Source organism: Providencia vermicola, from assembly GCF_010748935.1.
Taxonomy (GTDB): domain Bacteria; phylum Pseudomonadota; class Gammaproteobacteria; order Enterobacterales; family Enterobacteriaceae; genus Providencia; species Providencia zhejiangensis.
Genome location: NZ_CP048796.1, coordinates 751,704 through 768,476 on the forward strand (window position 1 = coordinate 751,704; position 16,773 = coordinate 768,476).

Sequence of the window (16,773 nt, forward strand, 5' to 3'; positions counted from 1 at the left end):
AGAAAAATGCCAAAACGTACAGATATAAAAAGTATTCTGATTCTAGGGGCTGGCCCGATTGTTATCGGCCAAGCATGTGAATTTGACTATTCAGGTGCACAAGCGTGTAAAGCACTACGCGAAGAAGGCTATCGCGTGATTTTAGTCAACTCAAACCCTGCCACCATCATGACTGACCCTGAAATGGCCGATGCAACCTATATTGAGCCGATTCATTGGGAAGTTGTGCGTAAGATCATCGAAAAGGAACGCCCTGATGCTGTCTTGCCTACTATGGGCGGGCAAACGGCGCTTAACTGTGCACTTGAGCTTGAGCGCAAAGGTGTATTAGAAGAGTTCGGTGTGACAATGATTGGTGCAACCGCGGACGCGATTGATAAGGCGGAAGATCGCCAACGTTTTGATAAGGCAATGAAAAAAATTGGCTTAGAGACGGCGCGTTCAGGTATCGCACACAATATGGAAGAAGCCTATGCAGTGGCTGAAGATGTCGGATTCCCTTGTATTATTCGTCCTTCATTTACGATGGGGGGAACCGGTGGAGGGATTGCCTACAACCGTGAAGAATTCGAAGAAATCTGTACGCGTGGTCTTGATCTCTCACCAACCAATGAGCTACTCATTGATGAATCGCTGATTGGCTGGAAAGAGTACGAAATGGAAGTTGTACGTGATAAAAATGATAACTGCATTATTGTTTGTTCGATTGAAAACTTTGATGCAATGGGGATCCATACCGGTGACTCAATTACCGTTGCACCAGCACAGACGCTAACGGATAAAGAATACCAAATCATGCGTGATGCATCGATGGCAGTGTTGCGTGAAATTGGTGTTGAAACAGGGGGATCTAACGTTCAGTTCTCTGTCAATCCCAAAAATGGTCGCTTGATTGTTATTGAAATGAACCCTCGTGTGTCACGTTCTTCTGCATTGGCTTCTAAGGCGACAGGTTTTCCTATCGCGAAAATCGCAGCCAAACTTGCGGTTGGCTATACTCTCGATGAACTCATGAATGATATTACTGGTGGCCGTACACCGGCATCATTCGAACCTTCTATTGACTATGTTGTGACAAAAATACCTCGCTTTAATTTTGAAAAATTTGCGGGTACCAATGACCGTCTGACAACGCAGATGAAATCAGTCGGTGAGGTCATGGCAATTGGACGCACATTCCAAGAGTCTATGCAAAAAGCGTTGCGTGGCCTTGAAGTCGGTGCGACGGGCTTTGATCCCAAAGTCAGTCAAGATGATCCAGAAGCGTTAACACGTATTCGTCGTGAACTGAAAGACGCTGGCGCTGAGCGTATTTGGTATATTGCAGATGCCTTCCGTGCAGGTCTTTCTGTCGATGGGATCTTTAATTTAACCAATATCGACCGCTGGTTCTTAGTCCAAATCGAAGAGTTGGTTCGCTTAGAAGAACAAGTCACCGAACAAGGCGTGAATGGGCTGAATAAAGACTTTTTACGTGTGCTTAAACGTAAAGGTTTTGCGGATGCTCGACTAGCGAAACTGGTTGGTGTCTCTGAAGCGGAATTACGCAAATTACGCCAAGGTTATGGCCTACATCCTGTTTATAAGCGTGTTGATACCTGTGCGGCTGAGTTTGCGACGGACACGGCTTATATGTACTCCACGTATGAAGATGAGTGTGAATCGAACCCGAACACAGATAAGCCAAAAGTGATGGTGCTGGGGGGCGGTCCAAATAGGATTGGTCAAGGGATTGAGTTCGACTACTGCTGTGTTCATGCTTCATTAGCACTGCGTGAAGATGGTTATGAAACCATTATGGTTAACTGTAATCCGGAAACTGTTTCAACGGACTACGATACGTCAGACCGCTTGTATTTTGAGCCTGTCACATTAGAAGATGTGCTGGAAATTGTGCGTATTGAACAGCCTAAAGGGGTGATTGTTCAGTATGGTGGACAAACGCCACTCAAACTGGCTCGTGCGTTAGAAGCGGCTGGTGTCCCTGTAATTGGAACAAGTCCAGACGCGATTGACCGAGCAGAAGACCGTGAACGTTTCCAGCAAGCCGTTAACCGTTTGAATCTGAAACAGCCGCAAAATGCGACCGTTGTGACGATCGAACAAGCAATTGAAAAAGCAGCAGGTATCGGTTATCCGCTGGTGGTACGCCCATCTTATGTCCTCGGTGGTCGTGCAATGGAAATTGTTTATGATGAATCGGATTTACGTCGTTACTTCCAAACGGCGGTGAGCGTTTCTAACGATGCACCTGTGTTACTTGACCGTTTCCTTGATGATGCGGTCGAAGTCGATGTCGATGCAATTTGTGATGGCGAAACCGTTTTGATTGGCGGCATCATGGAGCATATCGAACAAGCGGGTGTTCACTCTGGTGATTCCGCATGTTCACTACCTGCTTATACGTTAAGTCAAGAAATTCAAGATGTGATGCGTGAGCAAGTACGCAGCCTAGCCTTTGAATTGCGTGTTCGTGGTTTGATGAACGTACAGTTTGCAGTCAAAAATAACGAAGTCTATCTAATAGAAGTTAACCCTCGTGCTGCTCGAACCGTACCGTTTGTATCTAAAGCGACGGGCGTTCCTTTGGCAAAAGTGGCTGCTCGTGTCATGGTTGGACAATCACTCACAGAGCAAGGTGTGACTAAAGAGATTATTCCTCCTTACTATTCAGTGAAAGAAGTGGTTTTACCTTTCAATAAATTCCAAGGCGTGGATCCTATTTTAGGGCCAGAGATGCGTTCAACGGGTGAAGTCATGGGGGTTGGTCGTACATTTGCGGAAGCCTTTGCTAAAGCGATGTTAGGCAGTAACTCAACGATGAAAAAATCAGGTCGCGCATTGTTATCCGTTCGTGAAGGTGACAAAACTCGCGTGGTGGATTTAGCCGCTAAATTGCTGAAGCATGGTTTTGAGCTCGATGCAACTCACGGTACAGCGATTGTATTAGGGGAAGCAGGCATTAATCCACGCTTGGTAAATAAAGTACATGAAGGCCGCCCACATATTCAAGACCGTATCAAAAATGGCGAATATGATTATATTGTTAACACCACGGCTGGCCGACAAGCGATTGAAGATTCTAAATTAATCCGTCGTAGCGCATTACAATATAAAGTGCATTATGACACAACGTTAAACGGTGGTTTTGCAACAACCATGTCGTTAAGTGCTGACCCTACAGAGAAAGTTATCTCAGTTCAGGAAATGCACGCGTTGATTAAATAAGACGAATCAACTTAGTTTAAAGCCCTGTACTTGAAGTGACAGGGCTTTTTTGTTGTTGGTATAACGTTATTGCGTCGCGTTTCTGTGCTTTAATATTTTGTATTCAATATCTTTTATCCATGAAAGTTTGAGATCATGGAATTGTTGGTCAGCGGCATAGAGCGCAGCGCCTCGTAGCGATAACTCTCGTAGGTCATTTTGTGGGATATTAGCGACACTCATTTCTCGGTTATATTGGCGAAATGATTCTATTTTATTATCACAATAGCCCAGTGCGGCCTCGGCGATTTGGTTGGCAGGCTGATTGTAGTGACTTGCGATCGTAAAAGCGTATTGGTCAATGCAAGCTTTCGCTTCTTCTGCTTTCTCATACCCTGGCGTGCTTGGTTCTCCCGTCTCTAGAGTATTTGCGAATACCAGCGTAGAAGGTAGTAAAAGCAATCCTATCAATATTGCTTTCAGGCTCATTAATTTCACCATTATTATTCAATGTGGGTCATTCGGCAGAAATTATAATCAGTGCGTTTGTGAAGATAAAGAGAATCCCAAATACACCAACAGATAAAATTATTTTTAAAAAAGATTGACTCTCACGTTACGTGAGGCACTAACCTGCACATCCATCACAGGAGGATTGATATGCTATTTCAAGTGGGTGAAATTGCACAAAAAACTGGGCTAACCATTCGCACGCTTCATCATTATGAAGAAATAGGATTATTAGTTCCAACTGCGAGAACCGATGCGGGTTATCGACTCTATAACGTACAGTGTCTCGAACGTTTGACGCAAATTCAAATGTTAAGACAGGTGGGCGTTAAACTTAAAGACATCGGTGAGATCTTAGATGGCCAGAGTGGGGATATGGCGCAAATGCTTCAGGAGCGTATTTGCTCTCTTTCTGAACAAATAAAACAGGCAGAGAAGTTACGCTATCGACTAGAGCAACTGCAATTACAAATGCGGACAGGTAATGTGCTCACTCAGGCTGATTGGTTTTCTATTTTGGAGATGATGTCTATGTACGACAAATATTTTACACCGAAAGAGTTAGAACAAATGCCTCTGTATACGGATCAGACGCTAAAAAATCAAGCGTGGCAGCAACGTGTAGCAACCGTTAAAAGCCTTATGCAAGAAGGTGTTGCCGTTGATTCTGAACAAGTACGCCAAATATCAGCAGAGTGGATGGTTGCCCTAGAACGTGATACTGGGGGTAACCCTGAGTTTTTTGCAAGATTGAATAAAATTCATTTATCCGATAATGAATTTGCAGCGTCATCCGGTATTACTGAAGAGATGATTGACTATGTCGCGAAAGGCTTTAGTGAGCATCAGTTGGCTATTTTTAAACCTTATCTGACAGCATCACAATTTGCTTTTGTGAAAGAACATTATTTCGAATCAGGAAAAGTATGGCCTGAGCTGATCGCTGGACTATATACTGCGAAACACGCAGGAATATCGCCAGAATCGCCAGAAGTACAGGCATTGGCACAAACATGGCTAACGATGTTTAACCAATTTACGGGAGGAGATCCTGAACTACAGGAGAAAATTCGTCAAATCTATCGAGAAAATCCGGTTATTTCACAGGGAACTTGGATGACTCCTGAAATTGGTCAGTACCTATTTGAGGCTTTAACCCGTTCTTTTACTCAAGCATAACCCTCTTATTATTTACCGCCTCATGATGAGGCGGTTTTTTTGATTATTCGGACTTATTATTCAGGGCCTTACGATGTTTCCAATACATCATAATTGACCCTATGAGCCCGCCAACCAACAAAAGCACAGGGAGGATCATGAGGGCACTGAGAACGATCTGCTCATGTTGTTTCACAAAAGGGATCTGATTCAGTACATAGCCTAATGTCACAATAATACCAACCCAGAGCAATCCACTTAGCCAATTAAAGAGTTGAAAACGTCGATGGCTTAACTCAGATAACCCTGCTAATACAGGTAATAATGTGCGCACGAAAGCTAAAAATCGGCCAATCAGCAAAGCATAAAGCCCTTGTTTATGAAACATATGGTTGGCTTTATGGTGATATTCTTGAGGGATTTGCGATAACCAACGTTTGACAACGTTTGTTTCACTCAACCATCGCCCTTGAAGAAAACCGAGCCAGCAACCGAGGCTTGCCGCTGTTGTGAGCAGTAAAACAGTTGGAATAAAGTGCAGTACACCCTTTGCGATGAGGGCGCCCGAAAGAATTAACAGGGTGTCACCGGGTAAAAAAGCGGCAGGGAGTACCCCATTTTCTAATACAATGACAACGAAGAGAACGGTATAAATAACCCAAAGTACTTCTGGATTGGAGAGTTTAAGGAAATCGTGATGCCAGAGTGCCAGTACGATTTCGCGTAGTACTTCCATAATAGTTCCTGTCTATCTGCGAAAAAGCGAATTCTTTTCTATATTACAGGAAAAAAACGTAGCCAGTTTGATTTGTTTACTAAATTAAGCAGATTAGTGGATAAATAACCGCGTTGAATATGCACACTTTCATGTAGAAATAAGCATCATGAAAGTGTGAAAAATAGTTATAGGCTACGTTCAAACGCTTTTTTTAGGTCTTCAATTAAATCTTGAGGATGCTCAAGGCCAACATGAATACGGAACAATGTTCCTTCATTGAAATTGACATCATATTGGCGCATACCGAGTAAATCTTCTTTTTGATATCCGAGAATCAGTGATTCATAGCCACCCCACGAATAACCCATCTTAAAATGGTTAAGATGATTCAAAAAGCGCTCGAACTGTTCTTGAGATAAACGTGATTTTAATTGAAAAGAGAATAAGCCATTACTGCCATTAAAATCACGTACAAAAAAGGTGTGTCCAGGACAAGAAGGCAGAGCAGGATGGAAAACACGATCAACTTCTGGCTGTTGTTCTAGCCACTGAGCGATAGCGAGACCATTTGCCTCATGTTGTTTTAGCCGAGTGGCTAATGTATGTAAGCCCCGACCCGCCATATACACCGTATCAGGGTCAGCAGTTTGCCCGAGTAAATAGGAGTTTTCACGTAAGGTATCGATACAGCGTTCATTGGCAACCGCAACACCTAACATGCCATCAGAATGGCCATTGATGTATTTAGTGGCGGATTGTATTGAGATATCGATGCCTAACAAAAGCGGTTTCAGTAATACGCCAGCAGCCCAAGTATTATCAATCATAATAATAATATCCGATGATTTCTGGCGAACTGCGTTCACGATAGCGGGAAGATCATGGATTTCCATCGTAATAGAGCTTGGCGCTTCGAGAAAAACAATGCGTGTATTAGGGCGAATGAGTTCAGCGATATTCGCCCCGATCATAGGGTCGAAATAGTCTGTATCAACATTGAATTTAGTGAGGATCTTATCACAAAAGTTTTGTGTTGGATCATAAGCAGAACCCGTCACTAGTATGTGATCGCCTGAGGAGATAAAGGATAAGATCGCATTGTTGATCGCCGCGGCACCAGAAGGATACAACACGGCACCTGCACCACATTCTAGCTCAGTCATAGCTTCTTGGAAGGCAAAGTGAGTTTGTGTGCCTCGACGACCATAGAAAAGCACCGATTTTGCCCTATTGCGCGTCGCGTGCTGCTTTTCTTCAAGTGTATTGAAGATGACGGAGGAAGTACGCTGAATAATAGGGTTAACCCCTTTTTGCGTATAAGTCGGATTTCTGCCTAGATGCACGAGTTGTGTTTCAGGTCTAATCTTTGCCATATTGAGTCCTTTAACTTGTACTGAGCGATAGGAAACTAAAAAGATTCATTGAACTTAAATGATTTTGTTGAAGATGTACAAGCGTAAAGACTGAATCGGATTTTTTTTCATGTCAGTGCGTAATAGTCTTGTTCTTATTAAGGGCTTTTTTGTGAAAGGACAAAGAATACGAAAAAAATATTGAATAGTAATGATAATTACTATCAATTCGCGCTGTGTTTGATATTATCTGCACCGTCTTTTGAAAAAAGAGAACAATTGGGCGAGTGAATTTCGCTTTTATAGGTTAGTCGGTGAGCGTGAAATCATCGGCACGAATTTATTAATAGAACACAGAAAAAGAGAGTATAAGGCCAACTGATGCGTAAACTAACAGCTTCTATTCTATTGGCGATAGGCCTGATGGGAACAGCAAGTGCTGAAACCACACCAGCAACAACCCCAACGTCTGCCCAAACGACACCAGCCGCTGCGGCGCCTGCGACAACGAATCCATCGTCTTCAACGCCAGCAAATAATGCACCGGAAACACAAAATCCAGCTACGGCAGAAAATACAACAACACCGACCGTGAGTGAAAGTGTTGAAATTACTACGGATAACCAAGGTGGTTTTGATAAAGACTTATCAGTTTGGGGAATGTACCAAAACGCCGATAATGTTGTGAAAACCGTTATGATTGGTTTGGTATTAGCGTCAGTTATCACATGGGCGTTATTCTTTTCCAAAGGAATAGAACTGCTGGCGGCACGTCGTCGTTTAAAAGCTGAAGTAAAACAGTTAAGAGAAGTGAAATCTTTAGATGAAGCAATGAGTGTTGCTAAAGACTTTAAGTCGAACAGCGTAACACTTTTCCTGCTTAAGCAAGCGGTTCTAGAAAGAACATTGTCAGCTCAAAGCACGGATCTCGCTGGAATTAAGGAGCGCACAGGGTTCCGCCTTGAGCGTTCTATTGCGGCGGTTAGCCGCCATATGGGACGCGGGAATGGTTATTTAGCAACAATAGGGGCCATCTCACCCTTTGTTGGACTGTTTGGTACTGTTTGGGGGATCATGAACAGCTTCATTGGTATCGCTCACTCACAAACCACTAACCTCGCTGTTGTTGCTCCAGGGATTGCAGAAGCACTATTAGCGACAGCAATCGGTTTGATCGCCGCAATTCCAGCGGTTGTTATTTATAACATTTTCGCCAGAATGATTAATAACTACCGTGGCCAAGTTGGTGATGTAGCTGCCCAAGCTGCTCTACTCTTAGGCCGCGATCTGGATCTGGCAAATAGCAAAGCAAGGTAACGATTATGGCAATGCGTTTAGGTGACGAACAAGACGATAGTGGTGAAATGCACGAGATTAACGTAACACCATTTATTGATGTTATGTTAGTCCTGCTGATTATCTTCATGGTTGCTGCACCACTAGCAACAGTAGATATCAAAGTTGACTTGCCTGCTTCGACAGCGAAACCGCAACCGCGCCCAGAGAAACCGGTATTCCTCACGGTAAAAGCGGATAGCCAACTATTTATTGGTGACCAAGCTGTTAGCAAAGAGCAATTAGCATCATCACTTGATATCGCAACGAATGCGAATAAAGAAACCACGATCTTCTTCCAAGCGGATAAAAGTGTTGATTATGAAACGATGATGGATGTGATGAATGCATTACGTCAGTCAGGGTATCTAAAAATTGGTTTAGTTGGGATGGAAGCCGCATCTCCTAAATAATCAATGAGTAGGCATCCTTCAAAATGCAATGAACTGAGATTGCTAACAAAGCGGGAAAACGTGATTTTCCCGCTTTGTGCTATCAAGCGAACACCATAAACTGATTTTCATTATGCGTAATGGTCATTTTTGACGTGCTGCTTGCATCTGACAGGGTTATTAACCCGTTGGCAGCGCTATCAGTATGATGTTTTTATCATATCAGCTATCACATGACGGTTAAGCTTAAAGCTCACAACGAGTCCTTATCCAACATCACGATACTCACCCACCGCTTTTTATCTTAGCAACTACCAACCCTATTTACCTACCGTATAAGAAATAAGGTGAAGGAGGAATGGTAATAAGGCTCTGTTAGAGCCTTATTTATACACTGGATAGTTAATTCGTTGCCTCATGTAAATGAGCAATAATGAGATCCGCAATTTTTGGATTGAGTAGAGGGGGCGTTTCATGACCCATACCCTCAATAATGACTAGTTTTGCATTAGCAATATTATTAGCAATATCTTGGCCAGCAGCTAACGGAAATAGCGGATCAATAGAGCCATGAATAACTAAAGTTGGTGTGTCAATGTGCTGAATATAAGGTCGCAGATCGCCAGTTACAGCAACCGCGACAATTTGGCGTTTAGTGCCTTCAGGTGAATAGTTGCGTTTCAGAGCCTGTAGCAAATAGTCACGGTAATAGTTTTCATCGAATGGGCAGATCGAAGAACTAACCCGCTGGAAAAATGCCAGTTGCCCAGATAAATAAGCGTCTAAATTTTCTTGAGGGTTGGCACTTGGGCTAATGAGCATCTGCATGACATCAGGCTCACTTTGTGGGAGCTCTGGGTTACCTGTTGATGACATAATTGCGCAGAGGGATAATGTACGTTCAGGGTATTTAGCCGCAACCAGTTGCGCGATCATTCCTCCCATTGAGCGTCCAATAATATGCGCTTTATTAATAGATAACTTATTGAGTAATTGGACAATATCCTCAGCCATATCTAGCAAAGTATAAGGAATAGCAAATTGTTCCTTATTTTGCATTTTTTCAATGAGTGCGCCGAGATTAATAGAGGGAAAGTTATCCAAATGGGGGGATAAACCGGCATCTCGATTATCAATACGCAAGATATAAAAACCCGCATCGGCAACTTGCTGGCAAAAGTCATCCGTCCAGCTAATATTATGCCCCCCTAAACCAGGAATTAGTACGACAGCAGGGTTTTTGGGAATGCCAAATGAATCATAAAAAAGTACTGTTTCAGCGTTTGTTATCATTTTATTTCCAATTTTGTGAATTTTGTACTGCTTATGCCGTAATTTCACTGAAAATACTAGCCATAATAATGAGTAAAGATTATCAAGAATTAAAGGTAAACTCTATCGTAGTCATCTTTTAAATCAGGATAATATTTTTAGTTAATGGCCTTTTTGACGATGTGAGTTAGTAATATCAAAAGGACGCTGACGAATAACAATGCAGAAACAATAAGATTTGTATCTAAGCTATTTAATAGAACAACGACACCGCCTAAAGCAGAACCTAGTGCAATACCCGCATTAAAAAATGAAATGTATAAGGAACCTGTAATTTCGATAGGGTGAAACTATGCACTATCATCCATGTCATTAAGGTGGCGGAAACACCACCATAAGCAACACCCCATATGATCACTGTTGCTCCTCCAGACTTAAAATATTATACGAAATTGCAAATATATTGGGTCAAGGGCAGCAGCGACCAAAAGGGTTACTAAGGTCGACAGTACCTGTTGCATTCGGAAAACGTTTTATGATGCCAATAGTGCGATGTTATTTAGAACGATGGGCAGAAGTGGAGGTCGATATCGATTTTAATGATGACAATCGTTTAGTTAGAAAAGTACTCGCTCCGCATCGTCTGATAACTTGTGCTAAACCTCATTACATACAAGAACATGGTATGCCAGAGGACTTACAACCACTAAATACCATAACTGACTAATTTTTCGACATAAGGGATATAACGTTCCATGGCAATTTAAAATTAATTCAAATTTACAATCATATATGCCTAAAGGTCGTTTGGTTTTAAATGATACTGAGGCCATTTTATCTGCTTTGATTGAGGGACAGGGTATTTGCCAACTAGGGGCTTTTCTTGCCAGGAGGAGATTAAAAAAGGGTGTTTGCTTCCTGCTCTAAACGAATTTTGCAAACCTGAATTTTTTATTTGTGCGTTATACCCCACAAAGCGCTATCTGCCTCCCAAAGTTAGCCAGTTCTTATCATTATTTGACGAGTATTGGCAAGGTAGAGCGATTTGGGAGTGATAGAGGAGCAAAAAACTAAGCTATTTTTTCTGTTAACACGCATAACGTATTGCGAGTAACGATTAGTTTTTTGAATTAATACTCCAGCTTTATAACAAGTTAAATATTGAGATGAGTGTCTTTTTTTGTGTATTAAATCTCATTTTTTGGTTCGATTTTTCACTAAGTGATTATTAAAAATAAACTATATCTTTATTATGAGGTTATTTAGCTTTGTTTAAATTTAAGTGATAACACTTAAGTTTTTATTATTGGCTGATTATTAGTCTTTATGGCAATATTGTAACCTTATGTTTTTTATGACTAAAAAAAATCTACTCTTATTATTTTTGATATTCACTATATTTATCCATGACAAGTGTTATCAAGTAGAATAAGTAATAAAATAAATTAGATTAATATTTGTGCACATGATGATATATGGATAAATAAATCTAACAATTAAATTTAAAACTATTATCTATATAAGAAGAGTTAATTGAATAATTAGCTTTGTAACATTTTCAAGAAATGGATAATTATGTAAATTATTTTTAAAAATATATATTTATTTTTTTATTTTGAAATTAATTTATATAACCTATTGATTTAAATATAAAAAATATGACTCCCACAAAATTTAAGTTAAATGAAAAAAACACTTGCGCAACAATTATGTTGGGTTATAATGCCTTCAATAACATTTAGAAATACTTTTAAACACTTTTCATGATTCAATTTTTTTATTTCTATTCGCCAAACTAGGGAAAAATAAAATAAGATTGATATCTTGAGTTTATAAAAATGATTTATATAGCACTATTTTTTGACTTATCAATGAATCGTTTTTTTAAGTAGATAAATGTTATTACTGAGGTCAAATGGGCTGACTTCAGACTACGCATAGCATGCAACGCCGGTAACACGGCAATTTCATATTATACTCCTCTATTATAGATAAAATAAGACTACACATTCCTGCGTTATCTCTGATAACGCTTTTTTTTTCTTAAAATATACATATAAAACAACAGGGTAGCTATTATTAATCTGTTGTCTGCTATATTGATGACTCACTGAAGGCGATGGCATCGGCGTGTCCATGAAGCGCTATGTCACTTGTTGAAAAGTGGTTTCAAGTCGCAAAAATCGAACGCGTGCAGGCCTATAAGTAGTGCAAATTATTTGTAACATATCACTTCACGAATTCAATTATCGGAGTATGATGTGATCCATATCTGCTGTGGGGACGAGGCGTTATTTTCTTACTGCTGCTGGCGTAGCTTTAAGGGATAGTGTGCATACAATACAACAGCGGAATTCTCTGCCAGGTACTGGCGCGAATGATTTGGAAGTTAAAATGACTTGGTCTGAGTTTAAATCTCACTATCTCATCCGTTTTTGGAAACCTCTACCGGCAGTTATTGCTGCGGGTATCTTATCGACATACTACTTTGGATTAACAGGAACATTTTGGGCCGTCACAGGTGAATTTACCCGTTGGGGTGGACATATTCTACAGTTATTTGGGGCCGAACCTGAAAACTGGGGATATTTTAAAGTGATCGGTTTATCGGGTAGCCCATTAGAGAGAATCGATGGCGTTATGATTATCGGGATGTTTGCTGGTTGTTTTGCAGCAGCATTATGGGCAAATAACGTTAAATTACGTATGCCACAACATCGTATTCGTATTTTTCAAGCGATTATTGGTGGCATCATTGCTGGTTTTGGGGCACGTTTAGCAATGGGATGTAATTTAGCCGCATTCTTTACAGGCATTCCCCAGTTCTCGCTGCATGCATGGTATTTTGCCATTGCAACGGCGGCAGGATCTTACTTTGGTGCGAAATTCACTTTAATGCCAATGTTTAGGATCCCAATTAATCTGAAAAAAGTATCGGCTGCTTCACCACTCACTCAGCGAGCAGATGTTGCCAAAAAACGCTTTAAGTTAGGCATGATAATCTTTTCCTTAGCGATCGCATGGGGCTTCTATACCTTATGGGATTCTCCTGTATTAGGCATTGCTATCTTATGCGGTATCGGTTTTGGTTTGCTGATTGAACGAGCTCAAATTTGTTTTACTTCCGCTTTTCGTGATTTATGGATCACTGGAAGAACCCATATGGCAAAGGCGATCATTATAGGTATGGCCGTAAGTGCAATAGGTATTTTTAGCTATGTACAATTAGGTGCAACGCCAAAAATTTTATGGGCAGGACCTAACGCCGTCATCGGTGGGTTATTATTTGGATTCGGTATCGTGCTAGCAGGAGGGTGTGAAACGGGATGGATGTATCGTGCCGTTGAAGGACAAGTTCACTATTGGTGGGTCGGTTTTGGCAACATAATCGGAGCCACGATCCTTGCCTACTATTGGGATGATTTAGGCCCTTGGTTGGCAACCGACTTTGATAAAGTGAACTTATTGGAAACCTTCGGCCCACAAGGTGGGTTAGCGGTGACTTATTTATTATTAGCAATAGCGTTTATCTTAATGCTGGTGTGGGAAAAGTACTTTTTCCGTAAGCGCGGGCAAAAACAGGTTGCAGCATCAGCGGAGGTTGTATGAGCCATAAAGAAATCATTCCAGATTATCGATTAGATATGGTGGGAGAACCTTGTCCCTACCCAGCTGTCGCGACGTTAGAAGCCATGCCATCGCTAAAAAAAGGGGAAATATTGGAAGTGGTCAGTGATTGCCCACAATCCATCAATAATATTCCTTTAGATGCGAAAAATTATGGTTATACCGTGCTGGACATACAACAGGATGGACCGACTATTCGCTATTTAATCCAAAAATAGCCATACTTCAAGTTGCAGCGTTGTAGGTTGCTTTGTGACCCTAGCCATCTATTTATAGGTGTGACTAGGGTTACCACGGGTAGGCGGCCTTGCTGCAACGCGAATTATTGAGACCTCGCACTGCTGACTTCAGTTTTTGACTCCCTCACACTGAGATTATAAGTATTCTGAGTTAGGTTATTCATCGCGCATTCGCTTATGACGACTCTTCCTGCCAGCTAGTTAAATCAAGCACTAATTCACACTCATCATCGACATAATCCCCCGTCGGGATAAAGCCAAGTTTCTTATAGAATTCAAATGGGCTTTCTTCACCTTCACCACAACTATTATAAAGTCGTGGATAGCCTTTCTTTTTTAAATAGCGGATCACTTGGATTAAGGCTTCACGACCAAATCCAAGTTTTTGATAAGGTTCAGCTATCATAAAACGCCATAGCATAATTCCATCATATTCAAGCTCATCATCGTCTAACCCTGAATGCAACATAATAAAACCCACAGGGACATCATCAGCATAAATGCCGCGATACCACGCACAGTCTGAAAACTGAGCTTCAACAATGGAGTAGGCATTATCTGCCACCATGCTGCGTTGCGCTTCACTCAGTGTATGGCTGAGCAGGCAAATTTCAGAAAAATTATCTGCCGTTATTTTTTGCAGTGTGACAAGTGAATGTTCATCCACTTCCGGTTCGATGTGCTCTTTCATAGCAATTCCTGCGATTAATGTTTAACCTTATTCAATAGCTTGCATTATTTGTTTAATTATTTTTTTTAACAAATAAAAATGTCAGCTATTTTGTTATCAAGATGTAATTCAATTCACCAGAGATTCGGTAGGCAGTCAATGACTTAATGATGGCAATGTTAGCGAGGTCTAAAAAGTGATGGCAACACAGTGTGATATGTGATGCCATCAGTTGATATGGCGTCGATTAATGCTCTGCTTCACCACCAAGAACATCAATAAGGCGTGCAATGAGCGCACTGAGTTCCCCAGTCATTAGGATATAATCGGCGTCAAAACGTTGGGCATAATCTTCTTTACCGATATCATCGTTTTGTTCTTTTAATGTATCACTGAATTTTAGCCTTTTCAGAGAGCCATCATCAGATAGCATAAACTGAATGCGCTCTTCCCAATCTAAAGCCAATTTGGTGACTAGCTTTCCGGCTTCAATATGTGTCGCAATTTCATCTGAAATGAGCTCTTGCTTTTTACAGCGAATGATACCGCCTTCTTCTAAGAGCGCTTTTAATTCAGCTTCATCCATAACAGCAAAGCCTTGAGGAAGTGAGCCTGAGCGGATCCACTCGGTTAAAGTCAACTCAATAGGATCTTTGAATGTTAATGGTACAACAGGTAATGAGCCTAAACTTTTACGGAGCAAGGCTAAATTATCTTCAGCACGTTTGGCACTAGCAGCGTCAACGATGATGAGTTGATTGACCGTATCAATCCATATATAGGTTTTATTGTATTTGCTGAATGCTCTAGGCAATAAAGAGTGGACGACTTCGTCTTTAAGCGCGTCTTTTTCCGTTTTTTTCAGTTTTCGCCCTTGGTCGGCTTCAAGCTTTTCAATTTTTTCTTGTAATTCTTGCTTGATCACAGGGGAAGGCAACATTTTTTCTTCTTTTTTAGCACAAATCAGAATTTGATTGCCAGCAGCATGGGTCAGTGAATCTGAGCCTTTCATAGGTGACACCCAGCCTGTTTTCATCATGTCTTGGCTACCACATGGATGATAGGCGAGAGGGGCAAGTTGTCTCTCTAGATCGTCAGCACTTAGCGCCAAATCACGATTCAGACGATAGACCAATATATTCTTGAACCACATGAAAAACCTACCTTTGTTGATGGATGACCTATTTTAGCCGGTGGCTATGATAACGAATTGTCGATTATTTAGCGAAAAAAAATGCTTTTATGCATCATTTGTTATGTTATTAGGCCTCAATTTTATAGCTAATCGCTTGAAATTGATAATGTATACAGGCAATGATACAGAAAACAGCTAAGCAGTGAGGGTGAAGATGAGAATTGGCATTGACCTTGGTGGCACCAAAATTGAAGTGATTGCATTGGAAGATAATGGTGACACACTTTTTAGGAAGCGAGTTGCAACGCCTAGAGGTAATTATCGTGCAACATTAGATGCGATTGCGGGATTAGTGAATGACGCAGAAATGGCAACAGGAAAGAGAGGTCGCGTAGGGGTCGGTATCCCAGGCACCTTATCCCCTGTCACTGGAAAAGTGAAAAATGCCAATTCCACTTGGCTTAATGGCCAATTTTTTGATGCCGACCTCGCGAATATCCTTGAAAGGCCAGTTAAAGTTGCCAATGACGCTAATTGCCTTGCTGTCTCAGAGGCGGTGGATGGCGCCGGAAAAGGCGCGCCTGTTGTATTTGCTGTGATTATTGGTACCGGATGTGGAGCGGGTATCGCAATTAATGGACAAGTGCATTCAGGGGGAAATGGCGTTGCAGGAGAGTGGGGGCATAACCCATTACCTTGGCAGAACAGTCAAGACTTCGCGTTTTTGCAAGACGAGCAATGTTATTGCGGATTAACAGGTTGTACTGAACAGTTTGTATCCGGTACTGGGTTTATGGCGGATTATCGCAAGCTCTCCGGCGATACGAAAACAGGCGCTGACATTATCACATTGATGAAAGCAGGTGACCCACATGCCATAACGGCAATGGATAACTACCAATCTCGTCTAGCTAGGGCATTAGCACAAGCCATTAATATGTTAGACCCTGACGTGATTGTTTTAGGTGGTGGAATGAGTAATGTTGAGGGGTTATATCACTCATTGCCTACACGAGTGAAAAATTGGGTATTTGGTCGTGAATGCGATACGCCGATTCGACAAGCGATTCATGGTGACTCAAGCGGTGTCCGAGGCGCCGCGTGGCTTTGGCCTAAGTAGTGACTATCGTCATTTATTCTGTGACTTATCTAGAATTA

At 41.4% G+C, this 16,773-nt stretch carries 14 protein-coding genes; 8 read left to right on the forward strand and 6 right to left on the reverse strand.

Annotation, left to right across the window (positions count from 1 at the left end; translation table 11 throughout):
• Positions 1-6 precede the first annotated feature (6 nt).
• Positions 7-3,228, forward strand: a complete 3,222-nt coding sequence (carB, locus tag G3341_RS03225) for a carbamoyl-phosphate synthase large subunit (protein ID WP_154622421.1) — start codon at positions 7-9, stop codon at positions 3,226-3,228.
• A gap of 66 nt (positions 3,229-3,294) precedes the next feature.
• Here the strand turns inward: carB and G3341_RS03230 are convergent, their stop codons facing one another.
• Positions 3,295-3,696, reverse strand: coding sequence for a hypothetical protein (locus G3341_RS03230; RefSeq protein ID WP_154622420.1), 402 nt, complete (start codon positions 3,694-3,696; stop codon positions 3,295-3,297).
• Between the two features lie 171 nt (positions 3,697-3,867).
• Between G3341_RS03230 and G3341_RS03235 the strand changes: the two genes are divergently transcribed.
• The gene (locus G3341_RS03235; protein WP_154622419.1) at positions 3,868-4,896 is read left to right on the forward strand and encodes a MerR family transcriptional regulator; all 1,029 of its coding nucleotides are present in this window, start codon (positions 3,868-3,870) and stop codon (positions 4,894-4,896) included.
• Positions 4,897-4,939: 43 nt separating this feature from the next.
• On the opposite strand, the gene G3341_RS03240 is transcribed toward G3341_RS03235, so the two are convergent.
• Entirely contained in the window at positions 4,940-5,611 is a 672-nt protein-coding gene (locus G3341_RS03240) for a DedA family protein (RefSeq protein ID WP_154622418.1), read from the reverse strand.
• A 167-nt stretch (positions 5,612-5,778) separates the two neighbouring features.
• On the reverse strand, positions 5,779-6,966 hold the full coding sequence (gene metC / locus G3341_RS03245) for a cystathionine beta-lyase (RefSeq protein ID WP_163860694.1): 1,188 nt from the start codon (positions 6,964-6,966) through the stop codon (positions 5,779-5,781).
• Between the two features lie 360 nt (positions 6,967-7,326).
• Between metC and exbB the strand changes: the two genes are divergently transcribed.
• Positions 7,327-8,262, forward strand: a complete 936-nt coding sequence (exbB, locus tag G3341_RS03250; RefSeq protein WP_154622416.1) for a tonB-system energizer ExbB — start codon at positions 7,327-7,329, stop codon at positions 8,260-8,262.
• A gap of 5 nt (positions 8,263-8,267) precedes the next feature.
• Positions 8,268-8,693, forward strand: coding sequence for a TonB system transport protein ExbD (exbD, locus tag G3341_RS03255; protein ID WP_154622415.1), 426 nt, complete (start codon positions 8,268-8,270; stop codon positions 8,691-8,693).
• A 381-nt stretch (positions 8,694-9,074) separates the two neighbouring features.
• Here the strand turns inward: exbD and G3341_RS03260 are convergent, their stop codons facing one another.
• Positions 9,075-9,965 carry an alpha/beta fold hydrolase gene (locus tag G3341_RS03260; protein WP_163860695.1) on the reverse strand — a complete coding sequence of 297 codons (891 nt, stop codon included), beginning with the start codon at positions 9,963-9,965 and terminating at the stop codon, positions 9,075-9,077.
• Positions 9,966-10,479: 514 nt separating this feature from the next.
• Here G3341_RS03260 and G3341_RS03265 point away from each other — a divergent pair.
• The 3 genes from G3341_RS03265 (at position 10,480) to yedF (ending at position 13,789) form a co-directional block, all read left to right on the forward strand.
• Positions 10,480-10,671 carry a hypothetical protein gene (locus tag G3341_RS03265; RefSeq protein ID WP_163860696.1) on the forward strand — a complete coding sequence of 64 codons (192 nt, stop codon included), beginning with the start codon at positions 10,480-10,482 and terminating at the stop codon, positions 10,669-10,671.
• A gap of 1,667 nt (positions 10,672-12,338) precedes the next feature.
• Positions 12,339-13,553, forward strand: a complete 1,215-nt coding sequence (gene yedE / locus G3341_RS03270; protein WP_154622318.1) for a selenium metabolism membrane protein YedE/FdhT — start codon at positions 12,339-12,341, stop codon at positions 13,551-13,553.
• Positions 13,550-13,789, forward strand: coding sequence for a sulfurtransferase-like selenium metabolism protein YedF (yedF, locus tag G3341_RS03275; RefSeq protein ID WP_004926886.1), 240 nt, complete (start codon positions 13,550-13,552; stop codon positions 13,787-13,789). Before yedE ends, yedF begins: the two co-directional genes overlap by 4 nt.
• A gap of 196 nt (positions 13,790-13,985) precedes the next feature.
• On the opposite strand, the gene G3341_RS03280 is transcribed toward yedF, so the two are convergent.
• Positions 13,986-14,501 (reverse strand): GNAT family N-acetyltransferase, encoded by a 516-nt coding sequence (locus G3341_RS03280; protein ID WP_154622317.1) that lies wholly within the window; start codon positions 14,499-14,501, stop codon positions 13,986-13,988.
• Positions 14,502-14,727: 226 nt separating this feature from the next.
• Entirely contained in the window at positions 14,728-15,633 is a 906-nt protein-coding gene (gene rdgC, locus G3341_RS03285; protein WP_163860697.1) for a recombination-associated protein RdgC, read from the reverse strand.
• 196 nt (positions 15,634-15,829) lie between these two features.
• Here rdgC and mak point away from each other — a divergent pair, with 196 nt between their 5' ends.
• On the forward strand, positions 15,830-16,735 hold the full coding sequence (gene mak / locus G3341_RS03290; protein WP_154622315.1) for a fructokinase: 906 nt from the start codon (positions 15,830-15,832) through the stop codon (positions 16,733-16,735).
• The last annotated feature ends 38 nt before the right edge of the window (positions 16,736-16,773 follow it).

Coding starts and splice junctions, on each gene's coding strand:
- carB (WP_154622421.1), top strand. CDS start 7: ATGCCAAAACGTACAGATATAAAAAGTATTCTGATTCTAGGGGCTGGC.
- G3341_RS03230 (WP_154622420.1), bottom strand. CDS start 3,696: ATGAGCCTGAAAGCAATATTGATAGGATTGCTTTTACTACCTTCTACG.
- G3341_RS03235 (WP_154622419.1), top strand. CDS start 3,868: ATGCTATTTCAAGTGGGTGAAATTGCACAAAAAACTGGGCTAACCATT.
- G3341_RS03240 (WP_154622418.1), bottom strand. CDS start 5,611: ATGGAAGTACTACGCGAAATCGTACTGGCACTCTGGCATCACGATTTC.
- metC (WP_163860694.1), bottom strand. CDS start 6,966: ATGGCAAAGATTAGACCTGAAACACAACTCGTGCATCTAGGCAGAAAT.
- exbB (WP_154622416.1), top strand. CDS start 7,327: ATGCGTAAACTAACAGCTTCTATTCTATTGGCGATAGGCCTGATGGGA.
- exbD (WP_154622415.1), top strand. CDS start 8,268: ATGGCAATGCGTTTAGGTGACGAACAAGACGATAGTGGTGAAATGCAC.
- G3341_RS03260 (WP_163860695.1), bottom strand. CDS start 9,965: ATGATAACAAACGCTGAAACAGTACTTTTTTATGATTCATTTGGCATT.
- G3341_RS03265 (WP_163860696.1), top strand. CDS start 10,480: ATGATGCCAATAGTGCGATGTTATTTAGAACGATGGGCAGAAGTGGAG.
- yedE (WP_154622318.1), top strand. CDS start 12,339: ATGACTTGGTCTGAGTTTAAATCTCACTATCTCATCCGTTTTTGGAAA.
- yedF (WP_004926886.1), top strand. CDS start 13,550: ATGAGCCATAAAGAAATCATTCCAGATTATCGATTAGATATGGTGGGA.
- G3341_RS03280 (WP_154622317.1), bottom strand. CDS start 14,501: ATGAAAGAGCACATCGAACCGGAAGTGGATGAACATTCACTTGTCACA.
- rdgC (WP_163860697.1), bottom strand. CDS start 15,633: ATGTGGTTCAAGAATATATTGGTCTATCGTCTGAATCGTGATTTGGCG.
- mak (WP_154622315.1), top strand. CDS start 15,830: ATGAGAATTGGCATTGACCTTGGTGGCACCAAAATTGAAGTGATTGCA.